This window comes from Streptomyces sp. SID12501 (assembly GCF_010550245.1).
GTDB lineage: Bacteria > Actinomycetota > Actinomycetes > Streptomycetales > Streptomycetaceae > Streptomyces.
Genome location: NZ_JAAGLU010000016.1, coordinates 18776 through 39381 on the forward strand (window position 1 = coordinate 18776; position 20606 = coordinate 39381).

The window sequence follows — 20606 nt, forward strand, 5'->3', positions numbered from 1 at the left end:
CAGGAATCCGACCGGCGTTGTCAGTGGCTCCCCCTAGTCTGAGAAAGCACGGGGGCCCCGCCCCTGTCACTTCTCCCAAGAAAGGTGCGGACCGGCGTGGCCGACCGTCTCATCGTCCGTGGCGCGCGCGAGCACAATCTCAAAAATGTCTCGCTCGACCTCCCGCGCGACTCGCTCATCGTCTTCACGGGCCTGTCCGGGTCGGGCAAGTCCTCCCTGGCCTTCGACACGATCTTCGCCGAGGGCCAGCGCCGCTACGTCGAGTCGCTCTCGTCGTACGCCCGCCAGTTCCTCGGCCAGATGGACAAGCCGGACGTCGACTTCATCGAGGGCCTCTCACCGGCCGTCTCGATCGACCAGAAGTCGACCTCGCGCAACCCGCGCTCGACGGTGGGCACCATCACCGAGGTCTACGACTATCTGCGTCTCCTCTTCGCGCGCATCGGCAAGCCGCACTGCCCCGAGTGCCGTCGCCCCATCTCGCGTCAGTCGCCGCAGGCCATCGTCGACAGGGTCCTGGAGCTGCCGGAGGGCAGCCGTTTCCAGGTGCTGTCGCCGCTGGTGCGGGAGCGCAAGGGCGAGTTCGTCGACCTGTTCGCGGACCTCCAGACCAAGGGCTACTCCCGCGCGCGGGTGGACGGCGAGACGATCCAGCTGTCCGAGCCGCCCACGCTGAAGAAGCAGGAGAAGCACACCATCGAGGTGGTCGTCGACCGCCTCACGGTCAAGGACACCGCCAAGCGGCGCCTCACCGACTCCGTGGAGACCGCCCTCGGCCTCTCCGGTGGCATGGTCGTGCTCGACTTCATCGACCTCCCCGAGGACGACCCCGAGCGCGAGCGCATGTTCTCGGAGCACCTGTACTGCCCGTACGACGACCTGTCCTTCGAGGAGCTGGAGCCCCGCTCCTTCTCCTTCAACTCGCCCTTCGGTGCCTGCCCCGAGTGCTCGGGCATCGGCACGCGTATGGAGGTCGACGCCGAGCTGATCGTCCCGGACGAGGACAAGTCCCTCGACGAGGGAGCCATCCACCCCTGGTCGCACGGTCACACCAAGGACTACTTCAGCCGCCTGATCACCGCCCTCGCGGACGCGCTGGGATTCCGCACGGACATTCCCTTCGCGGGCCTCCCGCAGCGCGCCAGGAAGGCGCTCCTGCACGGCCACAAGACCCAGATCGAGGTGCGCTACCGCAACAGGTACGGCCGGGAGCGCGTCTACACCACGCCCTTCGAGGGCGCCGTCCCGTTCGTGAAGCGGCGGCACAGCGAGTCGGAGAGCGACGCCAGCCGGGAGCGATTCGAGGGCTACATGCGCGAGGTGCCCTGCCCCACCTGCCAGGGCACCCGCCTCAAGCCGATCGTCCTCGCGGTCACGGTCATGGAGAGGTCCATCGCCGAGGTCGCCGCGATGTCGATCAGCGACTGCGCGGACTTCCTGGGCCAGCTGAAGCTCGACGCCCGCGACAAGAAGATCGCCGAGCGGGTGCTCAAGGAGGTCAACGAACGGCTGAAGTTCCTGGTCGACGTCGGCCTCGACTACCTCTCGCTGAACCGCGCGGCCGGCACCCTGTCCGGCGGCGAGGCCCAGCGCATCCGTCTCGCCACCCAGATCGGCTCCGGACTCGTCGGCGTCCTCTACGTCCTCGACGAACCCTCCATCGGCCTGCACCAGCGCGACAACCACCGGCTGATCGAGACCCTGGTCCGGCTGCGGGACATGGGCAACACGCTCATCGTCGTCGAGCACGACGAGGACACCATCAAGGTCGCCGACTGGATCGTCGACATCGGCCCCGGCGCGGGCGAGCACGGCGGCAAGGTCGTGCACAGCGGCTCCCTGAAGGAACTGCTCGCCAACGAGGAGTCGATGACCGGGCAGTACCTGTCCGGCAAGAAGGCCATCCCGCTGCCCGACATCCGGCGCCCGCTGGACACCTCCCGCCGGCTCACCGTGCACGGAGCCCGCGAGAACAACCTGCAGGACATCGACGTGTCGTTCCCGCTGGGTGTGCTCACGGCCGTCACCGGTGTCTCCGGCTCCGGCAAGTCGACGCTGGTCAACGACATCCTGTACACGCACCTCGCCCGCGAGTTGAACGGCGCCCGCGGCGTGCCCGGCCGCCACACGCGCGTGGACGGCGACGACCTCGTCGACAAGGTCGTGCACGTCGACCAGTCGCCCATCGGCCGCACCCCGCGGTCGAACCCGGCGACGTACACCGGTGTCTTCGACCACGTCCGCAGGCTGTTCGCGGAGACGACCGAGGCGAAGGTGCGGGGCTATCTGCCCGGCCGCTTCTCCTTCAACGTCAAGGGCGGACGCTGCGAGAACTGCGCGGGCGACGGCACCATCAAGATCGAGATGAACTTCCTCCCGGACGTGTACGTCCCGTGCGAGGTCTGCCACGGAGCCCGCTACAACCGGGAGACCCTGGAGGTCCACTACAAGGGCAAGTCCATCGCCGACATCCTGAACATGCCGATCGAGGAAGCCTGCCACTTCTTCGAGGCCGTCCCGGCGATCGCCCGCCACCTCAACACGCTGCACGACGTCGGCCTCGGCTACGTCAGGCTCGGCCAGTCCGCGACGACCCTGTCCGGCGGCGAGGCCCAGCGTGTGAAGCTCGCAAGCGAACTCCAGAAGCGCTCCACCGGCCGTACGGTCTACGTCCTGGACGAGCCGACCACCGGTCTGCACTTCGAGGACATCAGCAAGCTCCTCAAGGTCCTCTCCGGCCTGGTCGACAAGGGCAACACGGTCATCGTCATCGAGCACAACCTCGATGTCATCAAGACCGCCGACTGGGTCGTCGACATGGGCCCCGAGGGAGGCGCCGGCGGTGGTCTCGTCGTCGCCGAGGGCACGCCCGAGGAGGTCGCCGGGGTCGCCACCAGCCACACCGGCAAGTTCCTGCGTGAGGTCCTCGGTGCCGAGCGGGTCAGTGACGCCACCTCGGTGAAGGCTCCGCGCAAGACGGCAGCCAAGAAGGCGGTGGCGGCCGGGTCGACGGCGACGAAGACGGCCGGGGCCACGAAGAAGACCGCTCCGGCGAAGAAGACGACGACTCGGGCCCGCAAGGCCTGAACTGTCGACGCGCTCGGAGACCACGGCGCACACAGCGGACACGGCGGCCCGCGGGAACTCTGGACTCCCCGCGGGCCGCCACACGTTCACTGTCCCCAGGTCGGCGAACGGCCCCTACAGCGCGCCCAGTTCGGCCGCGTACGGCGGCTCCGCTCCCGCTCGTGAGCAGGTGATCGCCGCCGCGCGGGCCGCTAGGCGGAGCAGGCCGGTCCAGCCGTCGGGGCCCAGGCCGGCCAGGGCCGCCGGGGACAGCGCGTCCCGGGCCGACAGGCCGTGCAGCAGCGCCGCGTTCACGGTGTCGCCCGCGCCGATCGTGTCCACGACGTCGACCTGCTCGCCGGGTACGGAGTGTTCCGCGCCGTCACGGGTGAAGACGGTCAGCCCGTCGCCGCCCCGGGTGACCACGACGGCAGAAGGGCCGGCGGCCAGCCACTCGCGCGGAGTCCCGCCGAGCCACTTCGCGTCCTCCTCCGAGAGCTTGAGCAGCGACACCGAAGGCAGCCAACTCGTGAAACGGGCCCGGTAGGCGTCCGCGTCGGGAATCAACACCGCCCTGATGTTCGGATCGAGCGCGGTGAACACGCCCTGTGCGGCGGCGCTCCGCAGCAGTTCCTCGTACGCGCTCGCGCCCGGCTCCAGGACCAGCGAGCAGGTGCCGAAGGACACCGCCCGGGCTGTGCCGGGGAGTCGAGCGGGTGCCGTGAACAGCCGGTCGGCGGTGCCCTCGACGTAGAAGGAGTAGGCGGCCGAGCCGTCCGCACCGATCGAGGCGACCGCGAGAGTCGTCGGCTCGCTGCCGCGCTGTACGGACGACACGTCGACGCCTGCCTCACGCAGCCCGGCGAGCAGCGCCTCGCCGAAGGCGTCGGACGAGACGCGGGAACAGAACGCGGTGGGGGAGCCGAGCCGGCCGAGAGCGACCGCCGTGTTGTAGGGCCCGCCACCGAGCGCCGGTCGCAGATCCGCGAGGGCACCCGCCGCACGCGGCACCAGGTCGATGAGTGCCTCACCGGCGACGACGATCATGAGACGGGTCCTTTCTCGGCCTGGCAGGGGTTCTCGGGGTGCTCCCGGTCGGCACATCCGCACGACTCGCGATGGACGAACGTGCACGGGAGCCGCACGGTCCGGGTCGGGCGGTCCGGATCGGCCAGGCGGTCCAGGAGCAGACGTACGGCCTGGGCGCCGATGTCCTTGCCGGGCTGCGCGATCGCGGTGAGCCCCGGGGTGAAGAGGTCGGCCCAGGCGAAGTCGTCGAAGCAGCACAGCGCCAGGTCGTCCGGCACGCTGAGGCCCCGCTCGCGCAGGGCGCGCAGGGTGCCGATGGTCATCGCGTTGTTGGCGGTGACGAGGGCGGTCGGCGGTGCCGCGAGGGAGAGCAGGGCGGCGGTGGCCCGCTCGGCACCCTCCGACTCGGAGTCGCCATGGGCCACCAGGCGTTCGTCGTGGGGCAGCCCCGCGGACGCGAGGCCGATGCGGTAGCCGGCGATCCGTTCCGCTGTCGTGCTGAGGCCGGGGCGGCCCGCGACCAGGCCGATGCGCTTGTGGCCGAGTGCGGTGAGGTGAGCCGTCAGCCGGGCCATGGGTTCGGAGTTCTCGGCACACACCTGGTCGAAGCGGGAGGTGTTGTCCGAGGGAGTGTCGAGCAGCCGGTCAAGGAGCACCGTCGGTACCTCGTGCCGTGTCAGGTAGGCCACCAGGGCGCCCGGATCCGCCGAGGGGGCGACGATCATGCCGTCCACGCGTCGTTCGTGCAGCAGCTGGACGACCTTGCGCTCGTGCTCGGGGTCGTCGTGCGGGTCTGCGACAAGGAGGCTGTAGCCGTGTTCCAGAGCGCCGGCCTCGACGCCCTGGAGGATCTCCGTGAAGTACGGGTTGCTGATCGCCGACACCGCGAGTCCGATGGACCGCGTCCGAGCGGTGACCAGGGAACGGGCCAGCGTGTTCGGGGTGTAGCCCAGCACCTCGATGGCGTCGAGTACGGCCTGACGGGTCGCGGGGCGCACGGCACGGGTGTCGTTCAGTACGTGGGAGACGGTCGCCACGGACACGCCCGCGTGCTGTGCCACGTCGGCCATCGTCGCCATGGAGTCCCGTCTTCCCGCCCCGGTCGGGCTTCGACGGCGGCAACGTATCGCATACGCAGACATACGTAAACGCTTGCGTAAGCGTTTACGTATGCGCTTACGTCACTCCCAGTCCCAGCCGATCCCCAGGATTCCCGGTCGTAGCCTCGGTTCGACGAGGTGGACCGAGCGGTGGTGGGCGCTCACCGCCAGGTCCTGGCGACCACTTCGGGGCGCCGCGGCCGAGTGCTGGACGAACCGGTGGCAGCGCACCGGCAGGGACCCGTCGTCGAAGCGGACCTGGAGCGCGTACTGGCCGCCCGCCACGCCGAATCCGCGCACGTACTCACGGGACACGCCCGCGGTGCCGTCCTCCACGGCGTACCGGAAGAGGAACGTATCGCCTGCGCGCAGCCGTGTGTCGAAGAGGAGTTCGGCGACGAGTACCCCGGTGTCGTGGTGCCGGCGTATCCGCCCTGTGCGGCAGTTCTCCAGGGCGTGGACCGACATGCGGTCCGGCGCGCAGCCGGGGTCGCCGTGGTGCACGGCGACGAAACGGTCCATGCCGTCCCTGTGGGCGCGCACGATGTGATGGGCCTCGCGGGCGAGAAGTTCACGGTGCGTGCCGATCCGTACCCGTTCGTGCAGGCCGAGGGTGTGCAGACCGCCGTCGAGCGGCGCCTCCAGCTCGGTCAGCAGCTCTTCCAGGGCTCCGGAGGCCTCCACCAGGGAGCGGTACGAACGCCCGGCTGGATGCTGTGCGCGTTCGTCGTCCTGAGTGAGCAGCCGGATCAACGACTCGTCCGGTAGCTGGAGGATCTCCTCCAGGGCCCGCACGGCTCGCAGCGACTCGGGGCGCTGCGGGCGGCGGGCGCCCTGCTGCCAGTAACTCAGGCTGGTGACGCCGACCTTGACCCCGTACCGCCACAGATGGTGCTGGACGCGTTGCAACGGCAGCCCGCGCGCGGTGATCGCGGCCCGCAGTGCCACATGGAAGGGGCCGTTTCGCAGAGCCGTCTCCAGTTCCGCGGTGGAGTCCTCCGCGATGACGTCGTCCGCGTGCGGTGTGCCTCGGCGCATGCAGGGGCCCTTCTGTGAATGATCGCGGCGGCTGGTCGGACCGCGCGCGTGGGTCGAACCGTGGCGGCCCGGCGGGCGTACACGGCGTTGTCGTCCTCGTCCCCGTGTCCTTGTGTCCGCACGTGCGTACGCGGCCGTTCACCGCCCCGAGTTCTCCCGCATTGAAGCGTGTTGACCAAGGCGCGACAACACCTGAGGCGCAACATGCGCGACTGCCGAGGCTCTCACCTCCCTGCCCGCCCCTCCCCGGGGACCGGGGGCGTCGGTCCACAGGATCACCGCGCTGTCACACCCCGCCAGTAGGGTGTGAGACATGGCCGACCCCTCCAGCTACCGCCCCAAGCCGGGACAGATCCCGGACTCTCCCGGGGTGTACAAATTCCGCGACGAGCACCGCCGGGTGATCTACGTCGGGAAGGCGAAAAGCCTGCGCCAGCGCCTGGCCAGTTACTTCCAGGATCTGGCCGGCCTCCACCCGCGCACCCGCACGATGGTCACCACGGCCGCCTCCGTGGAGTGGACGGTGGTGTCCACGGAGGTCGAGGCGCTTCAGCTGGAGTACTCCTGGATCAAGGAGTTCGACCCCCGTTTCAACGTCAAGTACCGCGACGACAAGAGCTACCCGTATCTCGCGGTGACCATGAACGAGGAGTACCCGCGCGTGCAGGTGCTGCGCGGTCAGAAACGCAAGGGCGTCCGCTACTTCGGGCCGTACGGCCACGCGTGGGCGATCCGCGACACCGTGGACCTGCTCCTGCGCGTCTTCCCGGTACGCACCTGCTCGGCCGGCGTCTTCAAGAACGCCGCCCGCACCGGCCGCCCCTGCCTCCTCGGCTACATCGGCAAGTGCTCGGCGCCCTGCGTAGGGCGGGTGTCGGCCGAGGAACACCGCGACCTGGCCGACGAGTTCAGCGACTTCATGGCCGGCCGCACGGGGACGTACATCCGCCGGCTCGAACAGCGGATGACGCAAGCGGCCGAGGAGATGGAGTACGAACGGGCGGCCCGGCTGCGCGACGACGTCGAGGCCCTGCGGAAGGCCATGGAGAAGAGCGCGGTCGTGCTCGCCGACGCGACCGACGCCGACCTGATCGCGGTCGCCGAGGACGAACTGGAAGCGGCCGTGCAGATCTTCCACGTACGCGGTGGGCGGGTGCGCGGCCAGCGGGGCTGGGTGACCGACAAGGTCGAGGAGATCACCACCGGGGCTCTGGTCGAGCACGCCCTCCAGCAGCTCTACGGGGAGGAGAAGGGCGACTCCGTGCCCAAGGAGGTCCTCGTCCCCGCGCTGCCCGACCCCGTGGAGCCCGTCCAGGAGTGGCTGGCCGAGCGGCGCGGATCCGGTGTGTCGCTGCGTATCCCGCAGCGCGGCGACAAGAAGGCCCTCATGGAGACGGTGCAGCGCAACGCGCAGCATTCGCTCGTGCTGCACAAGACCAAGCGCGCCTCCGACCTGACGACCCGCTCGCGCGCCCTGGAGGAGATCGCCGAGGCCCTCGACCTGGACAGCGCCCCGCTGCGGATCGAGTGCTACGACATCTCCCACCTCCAGGGCGACGACGTGGTGGCCTCGATGGTCGTCTTCGAGGACGGCCTGCAGCGCAAGAGCGAGTACCGCCGCTTCCAGATCAAGGGCTTCGAGGGGCAGGACGACGTCCGGTCCATGCACGAGGTCATCGGCCGTCGCTTCAAGCGCTACATCGCCGAGAAGGAGAAGACCGGGGAATGGGCGGACGGCCAGGAATCCGGCCAGGAACACGGCCCGGGCAACCCTCGGGAACCCGGTCGGGAACCCGGTGAGGAGCTGAAGGACGAAGAGGGGCGGCCCAAGCGGTTCGCCTATCCGCCGCAGCTCGTCGTCGTCGACGGCGGGCAGCCGCAGGTCGCCGCCGCCCAGCGGGCGCTGGACGAGCTGGGGATCGACGACATCGCCGTCTGCGGCCTCGCCAAGCGGCTGGAGGAGGTCTGGGTCCCCGGCGAGGACGACCCGGTGATCCTGCCCCGCACCAGTGAGGGCCTGTATCTGCTCCAGCGTGTGCGTGACGAGGCCCACCGCTTCGCGATCACCTACCAGCGCGTGAAACGGGCCAAACGCTTCCGGGCGAGTCCGCTGGACGACGTGCCCGGACTCGGCGAAACCCGGAAACAGGCGCTGATCAAGCATTTCGGCTCGGTGAAAAAGCTGCGGTCCGCCACAATCGACCAGATCCGCGAGGTTCCCGGCATAGGCCTCAAGACGGCCGAGACGATCGCCGTAACCCTCGCACAGGCGGCCCCGGCCGCACCCGCCGTGAACACGGCGACCGGAGAGATCATGGACTACACAGCGGACACAGCAGACACGCAGGACGGGGCACCCGTTACGAGGGCGGATGCCCCGGGGCAGCCCGTAGCCGCGGGTGCCCCGGACGAGCGACGGGCGCAGGAGACATGAGCGAGCACGCCGAGACACCGAAGGCCGAGCGCACAGCGGAAGCCCAGACAGGTCACAAGGAAGCGGGCGATGATCGCTCGCGACACGCCGAGGGCCCGGCACCGGGCGACACGGCGGGTCAGGAACCACCGGGCCAGGAAGACGGAGAGCAAGTGGGTACGGGCATCGAGACAGCAGGGGTCGCCGAACCGGCCATCCCCGAGCTGGTGATCATCTCCGGCATGTCCGGAGCCGGCCGTTCGACGGCAGCCAAGTGTCTGGAGGACCTCGGCTGGTTCGTCGTCGACAACCTGCCGCCCGCGCTGATCCCCACCATGGTGGAGCTCGGCGCCCGCTCCCAGGGCAACGTCGCCAGGATCGCGGTCGTCGTCGACGTACGCGGCAGGCGTTTCTTCGACAACCTGCGTGAGTCGCTCGCCGATCTGGCGGTGAAGGGCGTCACCCGGCGGATCGTCTTCCTGGAGTCCTCGGACGACGCCCTGGTGCGCCGTTTCGAGTCGGTGCGTCGGCCGCACCCCCTCCAGGGGGACGGCCGCATCGTCGACGGCATCGACGCCGAGCGCGAACTGCTGCGCGAACTGCGCGGCGACGCCGACCTGGTGATCGACACCTCCAGCCTCAACGTGCACGAACTGCGCGCCAAGATGGACGCCCAGTTCGCCGGCGACGAGGAGCCCGAGCTGCGGGCCACGGTGATGTCCTTCGGCTTCAAGTACGGCCTGCCGGTCGACGCCGACCTCGTCGTGGACATGCGGTTCCTGCCCAACCCGCACTGGGTCCCGGAGCTGCGCCCCTACACCGGCCTCAACGAGGAGGTGTCGGCGTACGTCTTCAACCAGCCCGGCGCCAAGGAGTTCATCGACCGGTACACGGAGCTCCTCCAGCTCATCGCCGCCGGATACCGCCGCGAGGGCAAGCGCTATGTGACCATCGCGGTCGGCTGCACCGGCGGCAAGCACCGCTCGGTCGCCACCTCCGAGAAGCTCGCCGCCCGCCTCGTCTCGCAGGGCGTGGAGACCGTGATCGTGCACCGGGACATGGGACGGGAATGACGGGACGTACACCGCGGCTCAGCAGGCTGCGTCGGGTGACCCCCGAGGGCCGCGCGGGCCGGTCCGTCGAGGCCCGGGGCGCAAAGCCGCGCCGCCGGGGCGCCCAGCCCAAGGTCGTCGCCCTGGGCGGCGGCATGGGCCTGTCCGCCTCGCTCGCCGCACTGCGCCGGATCACCGGCGACCTGACCGCCGTCGTCACCGTGGCCGACGACGGCGGCTCCAGCGGGCGCCTGCGCGACGAGCTGGGCGTCCTGCCCCCCGGTGACCTGCGCAAGGCCCTGGCCGCCCTGTGCGGCGACGACGAGTGGGGCCAGACCTGGGCCCGCGTCATCCAGCACCGCTTCCAGTCCAAGGGTGACCTGCACGAACACGCGGTCGGCAACCTGCTGATCGTCGCCCTGTGGGAGCAGCTCGGCGACCACGTCCAGGCACTCGACCTGGTCGGCAGGCTCCTGGGCGCGCACGGCCGCGTCCTGCCGATGTCCGCCGTACCCCTGGAGCTGCAGGCTCTGGTCAAGGGGCACGACCCGGAGCGGCCCGACGACGTCGACACCGTACGGGGGCAGGCGACCGTCGCGTTGACGCCCGGCGAGGTGCAGAGCGTGCATCTCGTGCCGAACGACCCGCCCGCCGTCCCGGAAGCCGTCGCGGCGGTCCTGGACGCCGACTGGGTGGTCCTCGGGCCGGGCTCCTGGTTCTCCTCCGTGATCCCGCACCTGCTGGTGCCCGAACTGCTCGACGCGCTCACCGAGACGAAGGCCCGACGGGTACTCTCGCTGAACCTCGCGCCGCAACCCGGAGAAACCGATGGCTTCTCCCCGCAGCGTCATTTGGAGGTTTTGGGACGACACGCCCCTAAACTCGCCCTGGACGTGGTGCTGGCCGACGAGGCAGCCGTGCCCGATCGCGACTTGCTGACCGATGCCGCCAAACGGTTCGGTGCCGCGGTCGAGCTGGCGCCGGTGGCCCGGACCGACGGATCTCCTCGGCACGATACGGAGCTGTTGGCCGCCGCGTACGACCGTATTTTTCGGATGCATGGAAGGATCGGCCCATGGCGATGACGGCAGCGGTGAAGGACGAGATTTCCCGGCTCCCCGTCACCCGTACCTGCTGCAGGAAGGCGGAGGTCTCTGCCATTCTGCGGTTCGCCGGCGGCCTCCACCTGGTGAGCGGGCGCATCGTGATCGAGGCGGAGCTGGACACCGCGATGGCGGCCCGTCGGCTCAAGCGGGACATTCTTGAGATTTTCGGCCACAGTTCCGAACTGATCGTGATGGCACCCGGCGGACTCCGCCGCGGCTCCCGTTACGTGGTCCGGGTGGTCGCGGGCGGCGACCAGCTGGCCCGCCAGACGGGGCTCGTGGACGGCCGTGGGCGCCCGATCAGAGGTCTGCCCCCGCAGGTGGTCTCCGGGGCGACCTGTGACGCGGAGGCGGCCTGGAGAGGTGCCTTCCTGGCCCACGGCTCGCTCACCGAGCCGGGACGTTCCTCGTCCCTCGAGGTGACCTGCCCGGGCCCCGAGGCCGCGCTCGCCCTCGTCGGCGCCGCCCGGCGCCTCTCGATCGCGGCCAAGGCCCGCGAGGTGCGGGGCGTCGACCGGGTCGTCGTCCGGGACGGGGACGCGATCGGCGCCCTCCTCACCCGGCTCGGCGCACACGAGTCCGTGCTGGCCTGGGAGGAGCGGCGGATGCGCCGTGAGGTCCGCGCCACCGCGAACCGCCTCGCCAACTTCGACGACGCCAACCTGCGCCGTTCCGCGCGTGCGGCGGTCGCCGCCGGCGCCCGGGTCCAGCGCGCGCTGGAGATCCTGGCGGACGAGGTCCCCGAGCACCTCGCGGCGGCAGGCCGGCTGCGCATGGACCACAAGCAGGCCTCCCTGGAGGAACTGGGCGCCCTGGCCGACCCGCCGCTGACCAAGGACGCCGTCGCGGGCCGGATCCGCCGGCTGCTCGCCATGGCCGACAAGCGGGCCCAGGACCTCGGCATCCCGGGGACGGAGTCCAACCTCACCGAGGAGATGGCCGACGCGGGCTGACCGCCCCTCAGAACGCCGGTGCCGGTGCCCACTTCGGGTGCCGGTATCGGCGTTTGTCAGTTGTTGGCGCCCCCTTGACTGGATCATGAACTGTCATGAGCCTGGCATCTGTCCGTCGTTGCGGCGGACCATCGCTAGGGGGGTACATGAGACGCAGAGCGAGAACGATCCTCGCCGCCGGCGCACTCCTGCTGGGCGGCGCGGGACTCGCGCCCGTCGCCGTGGCCGCGGAGGACGCCGGTACGCCCGGCGCCGACGAGGTCAAGGTCTTCCGCGCCGAGGTCACGAAGGCGCAGATACCCCTGCTCCTCGCGACCGGCCAGGACGGCCACGAACTCGGGGAACAGGCACCGGAGAAGGGCACGGCCACGGTCGAGGTCTACCTCACCGACAAGCAGGCCGACCAACTGGAGGACAAGGGCGTCCGCCTCAAGGAGCACACCCTCACCGCGAAGGCACGCGCACGCGTGGCCGCCGCCGGCGACGGTGTCTACCGGCCGTACAGCGGAGCCGGCAACCTTCAGGAGGAGATCCTCCGGACCGCGCAGGAGAACCCGGCCCTGACCAAGGTCGTCTCCATCGGCAAGACCCTGCAGGGGCAGGACATCCTCGCGCTCAAACTGACCAAGGGCGCGAAGAAGAGCAAGGACGGCGCCAAGCCGTCCGTCCTGTACCTGTCCAACCAGCACGCGCGTGAATGGATCACGCCGGAGATGACCCGGCGTCTGATGCACCACTACTTGGACAGCTACTCCACGGACAAGCGCATCAAGAAGATCGTCGACTCGACCGAACTGTGGTTCGTCCTCTCCGCGAACCCCGACGGCTACGACTTCACCCACCAGGCCGACGGCGACCGCCAGTGGCGCAAGAACATGCGGGACGTCAACGGCGACGGTGTCACCACCATCGGCGACGGCGTCGACCTCAACCGCAACTTCGCCTACAAGTGGGGCTACGACGACGAGGGCTCGTCCCCGTTCCCCACCAGCCAGACCTACCGCGGCGCCGGCCCGGGCTCGGAGCCCGAGACCAAGGCCCTGGACGCCTTCGAGAAGCGCATCGGCTTCGAGTACGGCATCAACTACCACTCCGCCGCCGAACTCCTCCTCTACGGGGTCGGCTGGCAGGTGGCGTCACCGAGCCCCGACGATGTCGTCTACAAGTCGCTCGCCGGTACACCGGAGAACTCCGCGATCCCCGGCTACCGCCCCCAGCTCTCCTCCGAGCTGTACAGCACCAACGGTGAGGCGAACGGCCACGCGTCCAACGTCAACGGTGCGGCCATGTTCACCCCGGAGATGTCGACCTGCCAGACCGTGTCGAACCTCTATCCGGACGACGCCTGGAACGCGGCCGACTGCGCCTCGGTCTTCACCTTCCCGGACGACGAGAAGCTGATCCAGCAGGAGTTCGCCAAGAACATCCCGTTCGCCCTGTCCCTCGCCGAGTCCGCGGCCAAGCCCGACCAGCCGAAGTCATCGGTCGGCATCGACGCGCCCGACTTCACCCCGGCACCCTTCACCACCTCGTACTCGCGCGGCGCCGACCAGGAGGTCTCGGTCGTCGTACGCAGGTCCGTGCGCGACAAGGAGCTCAAGTACCGCGTCAACGGCGGCCGTACGGAGGACATGGCGCTCAAGGCGTGGAAGGGCGGGGAGACCTTCGGCGGTGACGACAACCTGTACTTCGACGAGTACCGCGCCAAGGTCGCAGACGGCGACCCGGGCGACAAGGTCGAGGTCTGGTTCACCGGCGAGACGAAGGCCGGAAAGCCGACCAAGAGCACACGGTTCACGTACACGGTCGCCGAACGGCCGCGCGCCGACACGCTGGTCGTCGCCGAGGAGGGCGCGACCGCCGCACAGACGCAGGTCTACGTCGACGCGCTGAAGGCCAATGGCCGGAAGCCGCTCGTCTGGGACGTCGCCGCCCTGGGCGCACCCGACGCACTGGGGGTGCTCGGCCACTTCAAGACGGTCGTCCACTACACCGGCGCCGTACGGCCCGGCAACGCCACCCAGCTCCAACTGCGCGCCTACCTCAACGAGGGCGGCAAGCTGGTCGAGGCCGGTGAGAGCGCGGGAGGCTCCGTCGACCTCGGCGGGGGCACCCTGTCGAACGACTTCAGCCAGTACTACCTGGGCGCCTACTCCCGTACCACCCTGCCGTCGGTCACCGCCTTCAACGGAGCCGGGAAGCTCGCCGGCGTCACGGGCGCCCTCGGTGGCGCGCCGGGCAACCCGCTGAACGCCGCCGGGTCCTTCAGCGTCACCTCGGACAACCTGCCCGTGGCGACGTACCCCCAGTTCGCCAGCGCGGGCGCGGGCGGATATCCCGGAACCGCCAACCCGTTCGGCCCGTACGCGGGCTCCTTCATGGCGGCCGTCACGCACACCGACTACGCCTGGAACCGTCTCACCCGCACCATCGACCTCACCGGGGTGAGCGCGGCAGCCGCGCCCACCTTCCGTACCCAGCTCCTGTGGGACACGGAGGAGGGCTACGACCACGCCGTGCTCGAAGCCCACACGGCCGGGGCCGACGACTGGACCACGCTCCCGGAGAAGGGCGGCGCCACCAGTACCACCGTGCCCGCCGAGTGCGAGGCCGGGTTCTTCATCCAGGGCCACCCCGCCCTCACCCGCTATCTGACCCTCGGCGCGGGCGGCTGCACACCCACCGGGACCAGTGGCTCCTGGAACAGCTTCACCGGGGCCTCCGCGGGCTGGCAGGAAGTCAACTTCGACCTCTCGGCCTACGCGGGCAAAACGGTGGAGATCTCGCTCAGCTACATCACCGACCCCGGCTCCGGCGGTCGCGGCGTCCTCGCCGACAACGCCACCGTCGTGACCGGCGGCACGGCGGGCGCGGTCGAGGGCTTCGAGACGTCCCTGGGCGCCTGGAGCACCCCCGGACCGCCCGCGGGCAGCCCCGCGGTCATCAGTGACTGGGGACGCTCGGGCGAGCTGTTCAAGACGTACGGAGCGGTCACCACGGATGACACCGTGCTGCTGGGCTTCGGCCTGGAGCACGTCACCACGGCGGCCGACCGGAAGGCACTCCTCGGCAAGGCGCTGGCCGCGCTGAAGAACTGATCAGCCCCCGTTCATCGGGTGATCGCGCCGATTTCGATCGGGTAATCGCGGCGCAAAACCTGGGCGGTCCGTACCCCTACTGGCGGGTACGGACCGCCCTGCCGTGTATGGGGCATCTCGATGTCACCACCCGGGCCTCAGAGAGGTAGGGTCGTAGGCGGTCGGGGACATCCCATACAACTCGCCGGCACGAAAGCCGGCGTACCTAACGAGGAGATCGGTTCGTGACGATCCGCGTAGGCATCAACGGCTTTGGCCGCATCGGTCGTAACTACTTCCGCGCGCTGCTGGAGCAGGGTGCTGACATCGAGATCGTGGCTGTCAACGACCTGGGTGACACCGCGACCACCGCTCATCTGCTCAAGTACGACACGATCCTGGGTCGTCTCAAGGCTGAGGTGACGCACACCGCCGACACGATCACGGTCGACGGTCACACCATCAAGGTGCTCTCCGAGCGCGACCCGGCCGACATCCCCTGGGGTGAGCTGGGCGTCGACATCGTCATCGAGTCGACCGGCATCTTCACCAAGAAGGCCGACGCCGCGAAGCACATCGCGGGCGGCGCCAAGAAGGTCCTCATCTCGGCTCCGGCCTCGGACGAGGACATCACGATCGTCCTCGGCGTCAACGAGGACAAGTACGACGCGGCGAACCACCACATCATCTCCAACGCCTCGTGCACCACCAACTGTGTGGCGCCGATGGCCAAGGTTCTCCTGGAGAACTTCGGCGTCGTCTCGGGTCTGATGACCACGGTCCACGCCTACACCAGTGACCAGCGTCTCCAGGACTTCCCGCACAAGGACCTGCGCCGCGCCCGCGCCGCCGCCGAGAACATCATCCCGGCGAGCACCGGTGCGGCCAAGGCCCTCGGCGTGGTCATCCCGGAGCTGGCGGGCAAGCTCAACGGCATGGCGATGCGTGTGCCGGTCCCGACGGGATCCGTCACCGACCTGGTCGTCGAGACGGAGCGCGTGGTGACCAAGGAAGAGGTCAACGCCGCGTTCCAGAAGGCCGCCCAGGGCGAGCTGAAGGGCTACCTGACGTACACCGAGGACCAGATCGTCTCCTCGGACATCGTCAGCGACCCGTCGTCCTGCACCTTCGACTCCTCCCTGACCATGGTGCAGGGCAACAGCGTGAAGATCATCGGCTGGTACGACAACGAGTGGGGCTACTCCAACCGCCTCGTCGACCTCACGGTCTTCGTCGGCAACCAGCTCTGAGTACCGGAGCAGGCACTTCGATGTGAGCACAGGGCTCGGGCAACGCAACGCGGCGTTGCCCGGGCCCTGTGGCACGTACTGATCGATCCGGCCCTCTCGGACCAAAGAGCCCTCCCTAGGAGTCCCCTTCATGAAGACGATCGACGAACTCCTCGCTGAAGGAGTCGACGGCAAGCGGGTCTTCGTCCGCGCCGACCTGAACGTGCCGCTGGCCGACGGTGTCATCACGGACGACGGCCGCATCCGGGCCGTCCTGCCCACCGTCAAGGCCCTCGCGGACGCCGGCGCCAAGGTCGTCGTCGCCTCCCACCTGGGCCGCCCCAAGGGCGCCCCGGACCCCGTCTTCTCCCTGCTGCCCGCCGCCGAGCGTCTCGGTGAACTCCTGGACGCCCCGGTGGCCTTCGCCCAGGACACCGTCGGCCCCGCCGCCCACGCCGCCGTGAACGGCCTTCAGCCCGGCCAGGTCGCGGTGCTCGAGAACCTGCGCTTCAACGCCGGTGAGACGTCGAAGGACGACACCGAGCGCGGCGAGTTCGCCGATCAGCTCGCCGCCCTCGCCGATGTCTACGTGGGCGACGGCTTCGGCGCCGTGCACCGCGGGCACGCCTCGGTCCTCGACCTGCCGGCCCGGCTGCCGCACTACGCCGGCTACCTCATCGCCACCGAGGTCGGCGTCCTCAAGAAGCTCACCGAGGACGTCAAGCGGCCGTACGTCGTCGTGCTGGGCGGGGCCAAGGTCTCCGACAAGCTCGCCGTCATCGACCAGCTGCTCGCCAAGGCCGACCGCATCCTCATCGGCGGCGGCATGGTGTTCACCTTCCTCAAGGCCAAGGGGTACGAGATCGGTGCCTCCCTCGTCCAGGAGGACCAGCTCCCGGTCGTCAACGAGTACATCGAGCGCGCGGAGAAGAACGGCGTCGAGCTGATCCTCCCGGTCGACGTGCTGGTCGGCTCCGCGTTCCCGGACCTGAAGACCAAGGCTCCCGCGAACCCCACCACCGTCGCCGCGGACGCGATGCCCGCCGACCGGATGGGCCTGGACATCGGTCCGGAGTCCAGCACGCTGTACGCCTCGAAGCTCGCCGACGCCGCCACCGTCTTCTGGAACGGTCCCATGGGCGTCTTCGAACACCCCGACTACGCCGAGGGCACCAAGGCGGTCGCCCAGGCTCTCCTCGACTCCCCGGCGTTCACGGTCGTCGGCGGCGGAGACTCCGCCGCCGCCGTGCGCATCCTCGGCTTCGACGAGAACGCATTCGGCCACATCTCGACCGGTGGCGGCGCCTCCCTCGAATACCTCGAGGGCAAGACGCTCCCCGGTCTCGCCGCACTGGAAGGCTGACCCCGCACATGACCACTCGTACGCCGCTGATGGCGGGCAACTGGAAGATGAACCTCAATCACCTCGAGGCCATCGCCCACGTCCAGAAGCTCGCCTTCGCCCTCGCGGACAAGGACTACGACGCCTGTGAGGTCGCGGTTCTGCCGCCCTTCACCGACCTGCGTTCGGTACAGACCCTGGTCGACGGCGACAGGCTCAAGATCAAGTACGGCGCCCAGGACATCTCCGCGCACGACACGGGCGCCTACACGGGCGAGATCTCCGGCCCGATGCTGGCCAAGCTCAAGTGCACCTACGTGGCGATCGGTCACTCGGAGCGCCGCCAGTACCACAACGAGACCGACGAACTCGTCAACGCCAAGGTGAAGGCCGCCTACAAGCACGGACTCACCCCGATCCTGTGCGTCGGCGAGGAACTGGAGGTCCGCGAGGCGGGCAACCACGTCGCCCACACGCTCGCGCAGGTCGAGGGCGGCCTCAAGGACCTCCCGGCCGAGCAGGCCGAGACCATCGTGATCGCGTACGAGCCCGTCTGGGCCATCGGCACCGGCAAGGTCTGCGGCTCCGACGACGCGCAGGAGGTCTGCGGGGCGATCCGCGCGAAGCTCGCCGAGCTCTACTCCCAGGACGTGGCCGACGCCGTACGCATTCAGTACGGCGGTTCGGTGAAGTCCGGGAACGTCGCCGAGATCATGGCGAAGCCCGACATCGACGGCGCGTTGGTCGGCGGGGCCGCACTGGACGCCGAAGAGTTCGTCAAGATCGTTCGGTTCCGCGACCAGTGAGTATGCGCTAGCGGAGATCCGTCGTACCCTGGCGGGGCCGAAACCAGTATTTGGTGCGCCTCGCGTTCCGAATGAAGTTCCGGCCCCGTCGTCCATCAGAATTCCGAGGAAGTTGGTCCAGCCGTGGTTTTGGGGTTCTCGATCGCCCTGATCGTCTTCAGCCTGCTGCTGATGCTGCTCGTGCTGATGCACAAGGGGAAGGGCGGCGGCCTCTCCGACATGTTCGGTGGCGGCATGCAGTCGTCCGTCGGCGGCTCCTCGGTCGCCGAGCGCAACCTCGACCGCATCACCGTGGTACTCGGTGTGCTGTGGTTCGCGTGCATTGTGGTGCTTGGCATCCTCATGAAGGTGAACAACTGATCAGCGGCTGACACCGGTCGTCAAAAACCGGTACGACAGCACATTACGCACGCACATTCCGCACGTAAGGCCCCATGTTCGGTACGCCCCGCCAAGGGCGGCCTATCATGGGGCTTGCGTCTTGGTGCAGGGCCTGTAACTCCGAGCACTGGACGCGCGTTGGGCCTTACGTAGACTGAGGCGCTCGCAACGAAGCGAAAACGTCGACTCGCTTCGCGGCACCATTACGCAGGGAGTTACGACCGTGGCAAGTGGCAACGCGATCCGAGGAAGCCGGGTCGGGGCGGGGCCGATGGGCGAGGCCGAGCGTGGCGAGTCCGCGCCACGGCTGCGCATCTCCTTCTGGTGTTCCAACGGACACGAGACGGTGCCCAGCTTCGCCAGCGACGCGCAGGTGCCCGATACCTGGGACTGCCCGCGCTGCGGCTTTCCGGCCGGACAGGACCGGGACAACCCGCCGGCCCCGCCGCGCACCGAGCCGTACAAGACGCACCTGGCGTATGTACGGGAGCGGCGCAGCGACGCGGACGGCGAGGCGATCCTCGCCGAGGCGCTCGCCAAACTCCGTGGCGAGATCTAGAAGTTGACGGCCGGTCAGACACCGCGAGGTGCCTGACCGGAGCCGTTTGACGGGGCGTCACCCATCGGCTCCCCGACCGATTGTCAGTGGTGCCCTCTACGGTTTGTGAATCGGCGAACCGCGAGGGGGAATGGTGACGACGGTCGAGTTGGCGGGAGCGCGTGTGCCCGCGTGGCGCGGGGGTTTCGGGCGGTTGTGGAGTGCCGCCGTACTCTCCAGCTTCGGCGACGCGCTGCGCACGGCCGCGCTGCCCCTGCTCGCCACGACTCTCACCGACAAGCCCCTGCTCATCGCTTCCGTGACGGCCTGTGGCTATCTGCCCTGGCTCGTCTTCGGCCTGCTCGGCGGGGCCGTCGCGGACCGCGTCGACCAGCGGCGCGCCATGTGGACGGTGGATGCGGTACGAGGGCTGCTGGTCGCCTGCTTCGCCGTGGCCGTCGGCCTCGGGCACGCCTCGATCGGCCTGCTCATCGCGCTCGCCTTCGCGCTGACGACCCTTCAGACCCTCTTCGACAACGCCTCGACGGCCCTGCTGCCGACCCTGGTCGACAAGGAGGCGCTCGGTGGCGCGAACGCCCGTCTGATGACCGGTCAGCGCATCGCGGGCGGTCTGCTGGCCGGGCCGGTGGTGCCGGTACTGATCGCGCTGGGCACGGCCGTTCCCTTCGCGGCCGATGCCGTCACCTTCCTGGTCGGGGCGGCCCTCGTCGCCTCGCTGCGGCCCGACGTGTCCGCGCGGACACCGAGACCGGCGGGCAGCACCCTGCGCGCGGAGATCACGGCCGGCCTGCGTGCCCTGTGGCACGACGGGCCCCTGCGTGGCCTGTGCGCGGCCACGGCACTGTGCAACGTGGGCATGGGTGCCCTCATCGCCACCCTCGTCCTCCTGGTCACCGACTGGCTGGACGCGGGCAACGGGGGGTATGCGGCGGCGATGACGGCGTACGCGGTCGGCAGCCTCGCCGGCGGTGCGCTGAACGGCCCGCTCGTCGGCCGGCTCGGGCGGATACGGGCCGTGCTGCTCGCCGGTACGGTGCAGATCGGCGCACTGGTCGTCATGGGCTCGGTACGCAGCCTGGCCGCGCTGGTGGCCGCCATGGCGGTGTTCGGGCTCATGGGGATGGTGTGGAACGTCAACGCGACGACCCTGATGCAGAGCCGCAGCCCGGCCGAAATGCTGGGCCGGGTCAGCTCGGCCTTCCGCACACTGGCGGTCGCCGGAGCGCCTCTGGGCGCGCTGCTGGGCGGAGCCGTCGCGACGGCGTGGGGCCTCAACACACCGGCGCTGCTGGCCGCCGCCTTCTTCGTTCTGTCGGTCACCGCACTGATACCGGCGCTTCGGTCGGACGTGTCTGTTGTTGGACCGGACGACGGTACGACGACAGCTCGATGAACGTGTTGATCAATTAGGTTGGGACCGGCAGCGGGGGCCCAGGCAGGAAAGAGGCGGAAGTC

General features: G+C 69.5%; 15 protein-coding genes. 12 read left to right on the plus strand and 3 right to left on the minus strand.

The window, feature by feature from the left end; genetic code table 11:
• Positions 1–96 precede the first annotated feature (96 nt).
• Positions 97–3087 (plus strand): excinuclease ABC subunit UvrA, encoded by a 2991-nt coding sequence (gene uvrA, locus G3I71_RS20245; RefSeq protein WP_164316227.1) that lies wholly within the window; start codon positions 97–99, stop codon positions 3085–3087.
• A gap of 114 nt (positions 3088–3201) precedes the next feature.
• Here the strand turns inward: uvrA and G3I71_RS20250 are convergent, their stop codons facing one another.
• From G3I71_RS20250 to G3I71_RS20260, 3 genes are all read right to left on the minus strand, one after another.
• Positions 3202–4113 carry a carbohydrate kinase gene (locus G3I71_RS20250; protein ID WP_164316228.1) on the minus strand — a complete coding sequence of 304 codons (912 nt, stop codon included), beginning with the start codon at positions 4111–4113 and terminating at the stop codon, positions 3202–3204.
• Positions 4110–5174, minus strand: coding sequence for a LacI family DNA-binding transcriptional regulator (locus G3I71_RS20255; protein ID WP_164316229.1), 1065 nt, complete (start codon positions 5172–5174; stop codon positions 4110–4112). Before G3I71_RS20255 ends, G3I71_RS20250 begins: the two co-directional genes overlap by 4 nt.
• Positions 5175–5276: 102 nt before the next feature.
• Complete coding sequence (locus tag G3I71_RS20260) at positions 5277–6233, minus strand: hypothetical protein (RefSeq protein ID WP_164316230.1); 957 nt, start codon at positions 6231–6233, stop codon at positions 5277–5279.
• A 313-nt stretch (positions 6234–6546) separates the two neighbouring features.
• On the opposite strand from G3I71_RS20260, the gene uvrC reads away from it, so the two are divergent.
• The 11 genes from uvrC to G3I71_RS20315 all read left to right on the plus strand — a co-directional run bounded on the left by uvrC (position 6547) and on the right by G3I71_RS20315 (position 20544).
• Complete coding sequence (uvrC, locus tag G3I71_RS20265; RefSeq protein WP_164316231.1) at positions 6547–8667, plus strand: excinuclease ABC subunit UvrC; 2121 nt, start codon at positions 6547–6549, stop codon at positions 8665–8667.
• Complete coding sequence (rapZ, locus tag G3I71_RS20270) at positions 8664–9719, plus strand: RNase adapter RapZ (RefSeq protein ID WP_164316232.1); 1056 nt, start codon at positions 8664–8666, stop codon at positions 9717–9719. The genes uvrC and rapZ overlap by 4 nt, the downstream gene beginning before the upstream one ends.
• Complete coding sequence (gene yvcK / locus G3I71_RS20275; protein WP_164316233.1) at positions 9716–10783, plus strand: uridine diphosphate-N-acetylglucosamine-binding protein YvcK; 1068 nt, start codon at positions 9716–9718, stop codon at positions 10781–10783. The genes rapZ and yvcK overlap by 4 nt, the downstream gene beginning before the upstream one ends.
• Positions 10774–11757 (plus strand): DNA-binding protein WhiA, encoded by a 984-nt coding sequence (whiA, locus tag G3I71_RS20280; RefSeq protein ID WP_053744887.1) that lies wholly within the window; start codon positions 10774–10776, stop codon positions 11755–11757. The genes yvcK and whiA overlap by 10 nt, the downstream gene beginning before the upstream one ends.
• 146 nt (positions 11758–11903) lie before the next feature.
• Positions 11904–14855, plus strand: a complete 2952-nt coding sequence (locus tag G3I71_RS20285; RefSeq protein ID WP_164316234.1) for a M14 family metallopeptidase — start codon at positions 11904–11906, stop codon at positions 14853–14855.
• A 224-nt stretch (positions 14856–15079) separates the two neighbouring features.
• Complete coding sequence (gene gap, locus G3I71_RS20290; protein WP_164316235.1) at positions 15080–16084, plus strand: type I glyceraldehyde-3-phosphate dehydrogenase; 1005 nt, start codon at positions 15080–15082, stop codon at positions 16082–16084.
• 130 nt (positions 16085–16214) lie between these two features.
• Complete coding sequence (pgk, locus tag G3I71_RS20295) at positions 16215–17426, plus strand: phosphoglycerate kinase (protein WP_164316236.1); 1212 nt, start codon at positions 16215–16217, stop codon at positions 17424–17426.
• An 8-nt stretch (positions 17427–17434) separates the two neighbouring features.
• Positions 17435–18211 (plus strand): triose-phosphate isomerase, encoded by a 777-nt coding sequence (tpiA, locus tag G3I71_RS20300; protein WP_164316237.1) that lies wholly within the window; start codon positions 17435–17437, stop codon positions 18209–18211.
• A gap of 129 nt (positions 18212–18340) precedes the next feature.
• A complete protein-coding gene (gene secG, locus G3I71_RS20305) occupies positions 18341–18571 on the plus strand; it encodes a preprotein translocase subunit SecG (RefSeq protein WP_203730890.1) in 231 nt (76 codons plus the stop codon).
• Between the two features lie 244 nt (positions 18572–18815).
• Positions 18816–19151, plus strand: a complete 336-nt coding sequence (locus tag G3I71_RS20310; protein ID WP_006373288.1) for an RNA polymerase-binding protein RbpA — start codon at positions 18816–18818, stop codon at positions 19149–19151.
• A gap of 133 nt (positions 19152–19284) precedes the next feature.
• Positions 19285–20544 carry an MFS transporter gene (locus G3I71_RS20315; RefSeq protein WP_164316395.1) on the plus strand — a complete coding sequence of 420 codons (1260 nt, stop codon included), beginning with the start codon at positions 19285–19287 and terminating at the stop codon, positions 20542–20544.
• Positions 20545–20606 lie beyond the last annotated feature (62 nt).

Excerpts from the sequence above, each read along its gene's own strand:
- whiA (WP_053744887.1), top strand. The coding sequence starts at position 10,774 with ATGGCGATGACGGCAGCGGTGAAGGACGAGATTTCCCGGCTCCCCGTC.
- G3I71_RS20285 (WP_164316234.1), top strand. The coding sequence starts at position 11,904 with ATGAGACGCAGAGCGAGAACGATCCTCGCCGCCGGCGCACTCCTGCTG.
- uvrC (WP_164316231.1), top strand. The coding sequence starts at position 6,547 with ATGGCCGACCCCTCCAGCTACCGCCCCAAGCCGGGACAGATCCCGGAC.
- G3I71_RS20255 (WP_164316229.1), bottom strand. The coding sequence starts at position 5,174 with ATGGCGACGATGGCCGACGTGGCACAGCACGCGGGCGTGTCCGTGGCG.
- pgk (WP_164316236.1), top strand. The coding sequence starts at position 16,215 with ATGAAGACGATCGACGAACTCCTCGCTGAAGGAGTCGACGGCAAGCGG.
- G3I71_RS20260 (WP_164316230.1), bottom strand. The coding sequence starts at position 6,233 with ATGCGCCGAGGCACACCGCACGCGGACGACGTCATCGCGGAGGACTCC.
- rapZ (WP_164316232.1), top strand. The coding sequence starts at position 8,664 with ATGAGCGAGCACGCCGAGACACCGAAGGCCGAGCGCACAGCGGAAGCC.
- tpiA (WP_164316237.1), top strand. The coding sequence starts at position 17,435 with ATGACCACTCGTACGCCGCTGATGGCGGGCAACTGGAAGATGAACCTC.
- yvcK (WP_164316233.1), top strand. The coding sequence starts at position 9,716 with ATGACGGGACGTACACCGCGGCTCAGCAGGCTGCGTCGGGTGACCCCC.
- G3I71_RS20250 (WP_164316228.1), bottom strand. The coding sequence starts at position 4,113 with ATGATCGTCGTCGCCGGTGAGGCACTCATCGACCTGGTGCCGCGTGCG.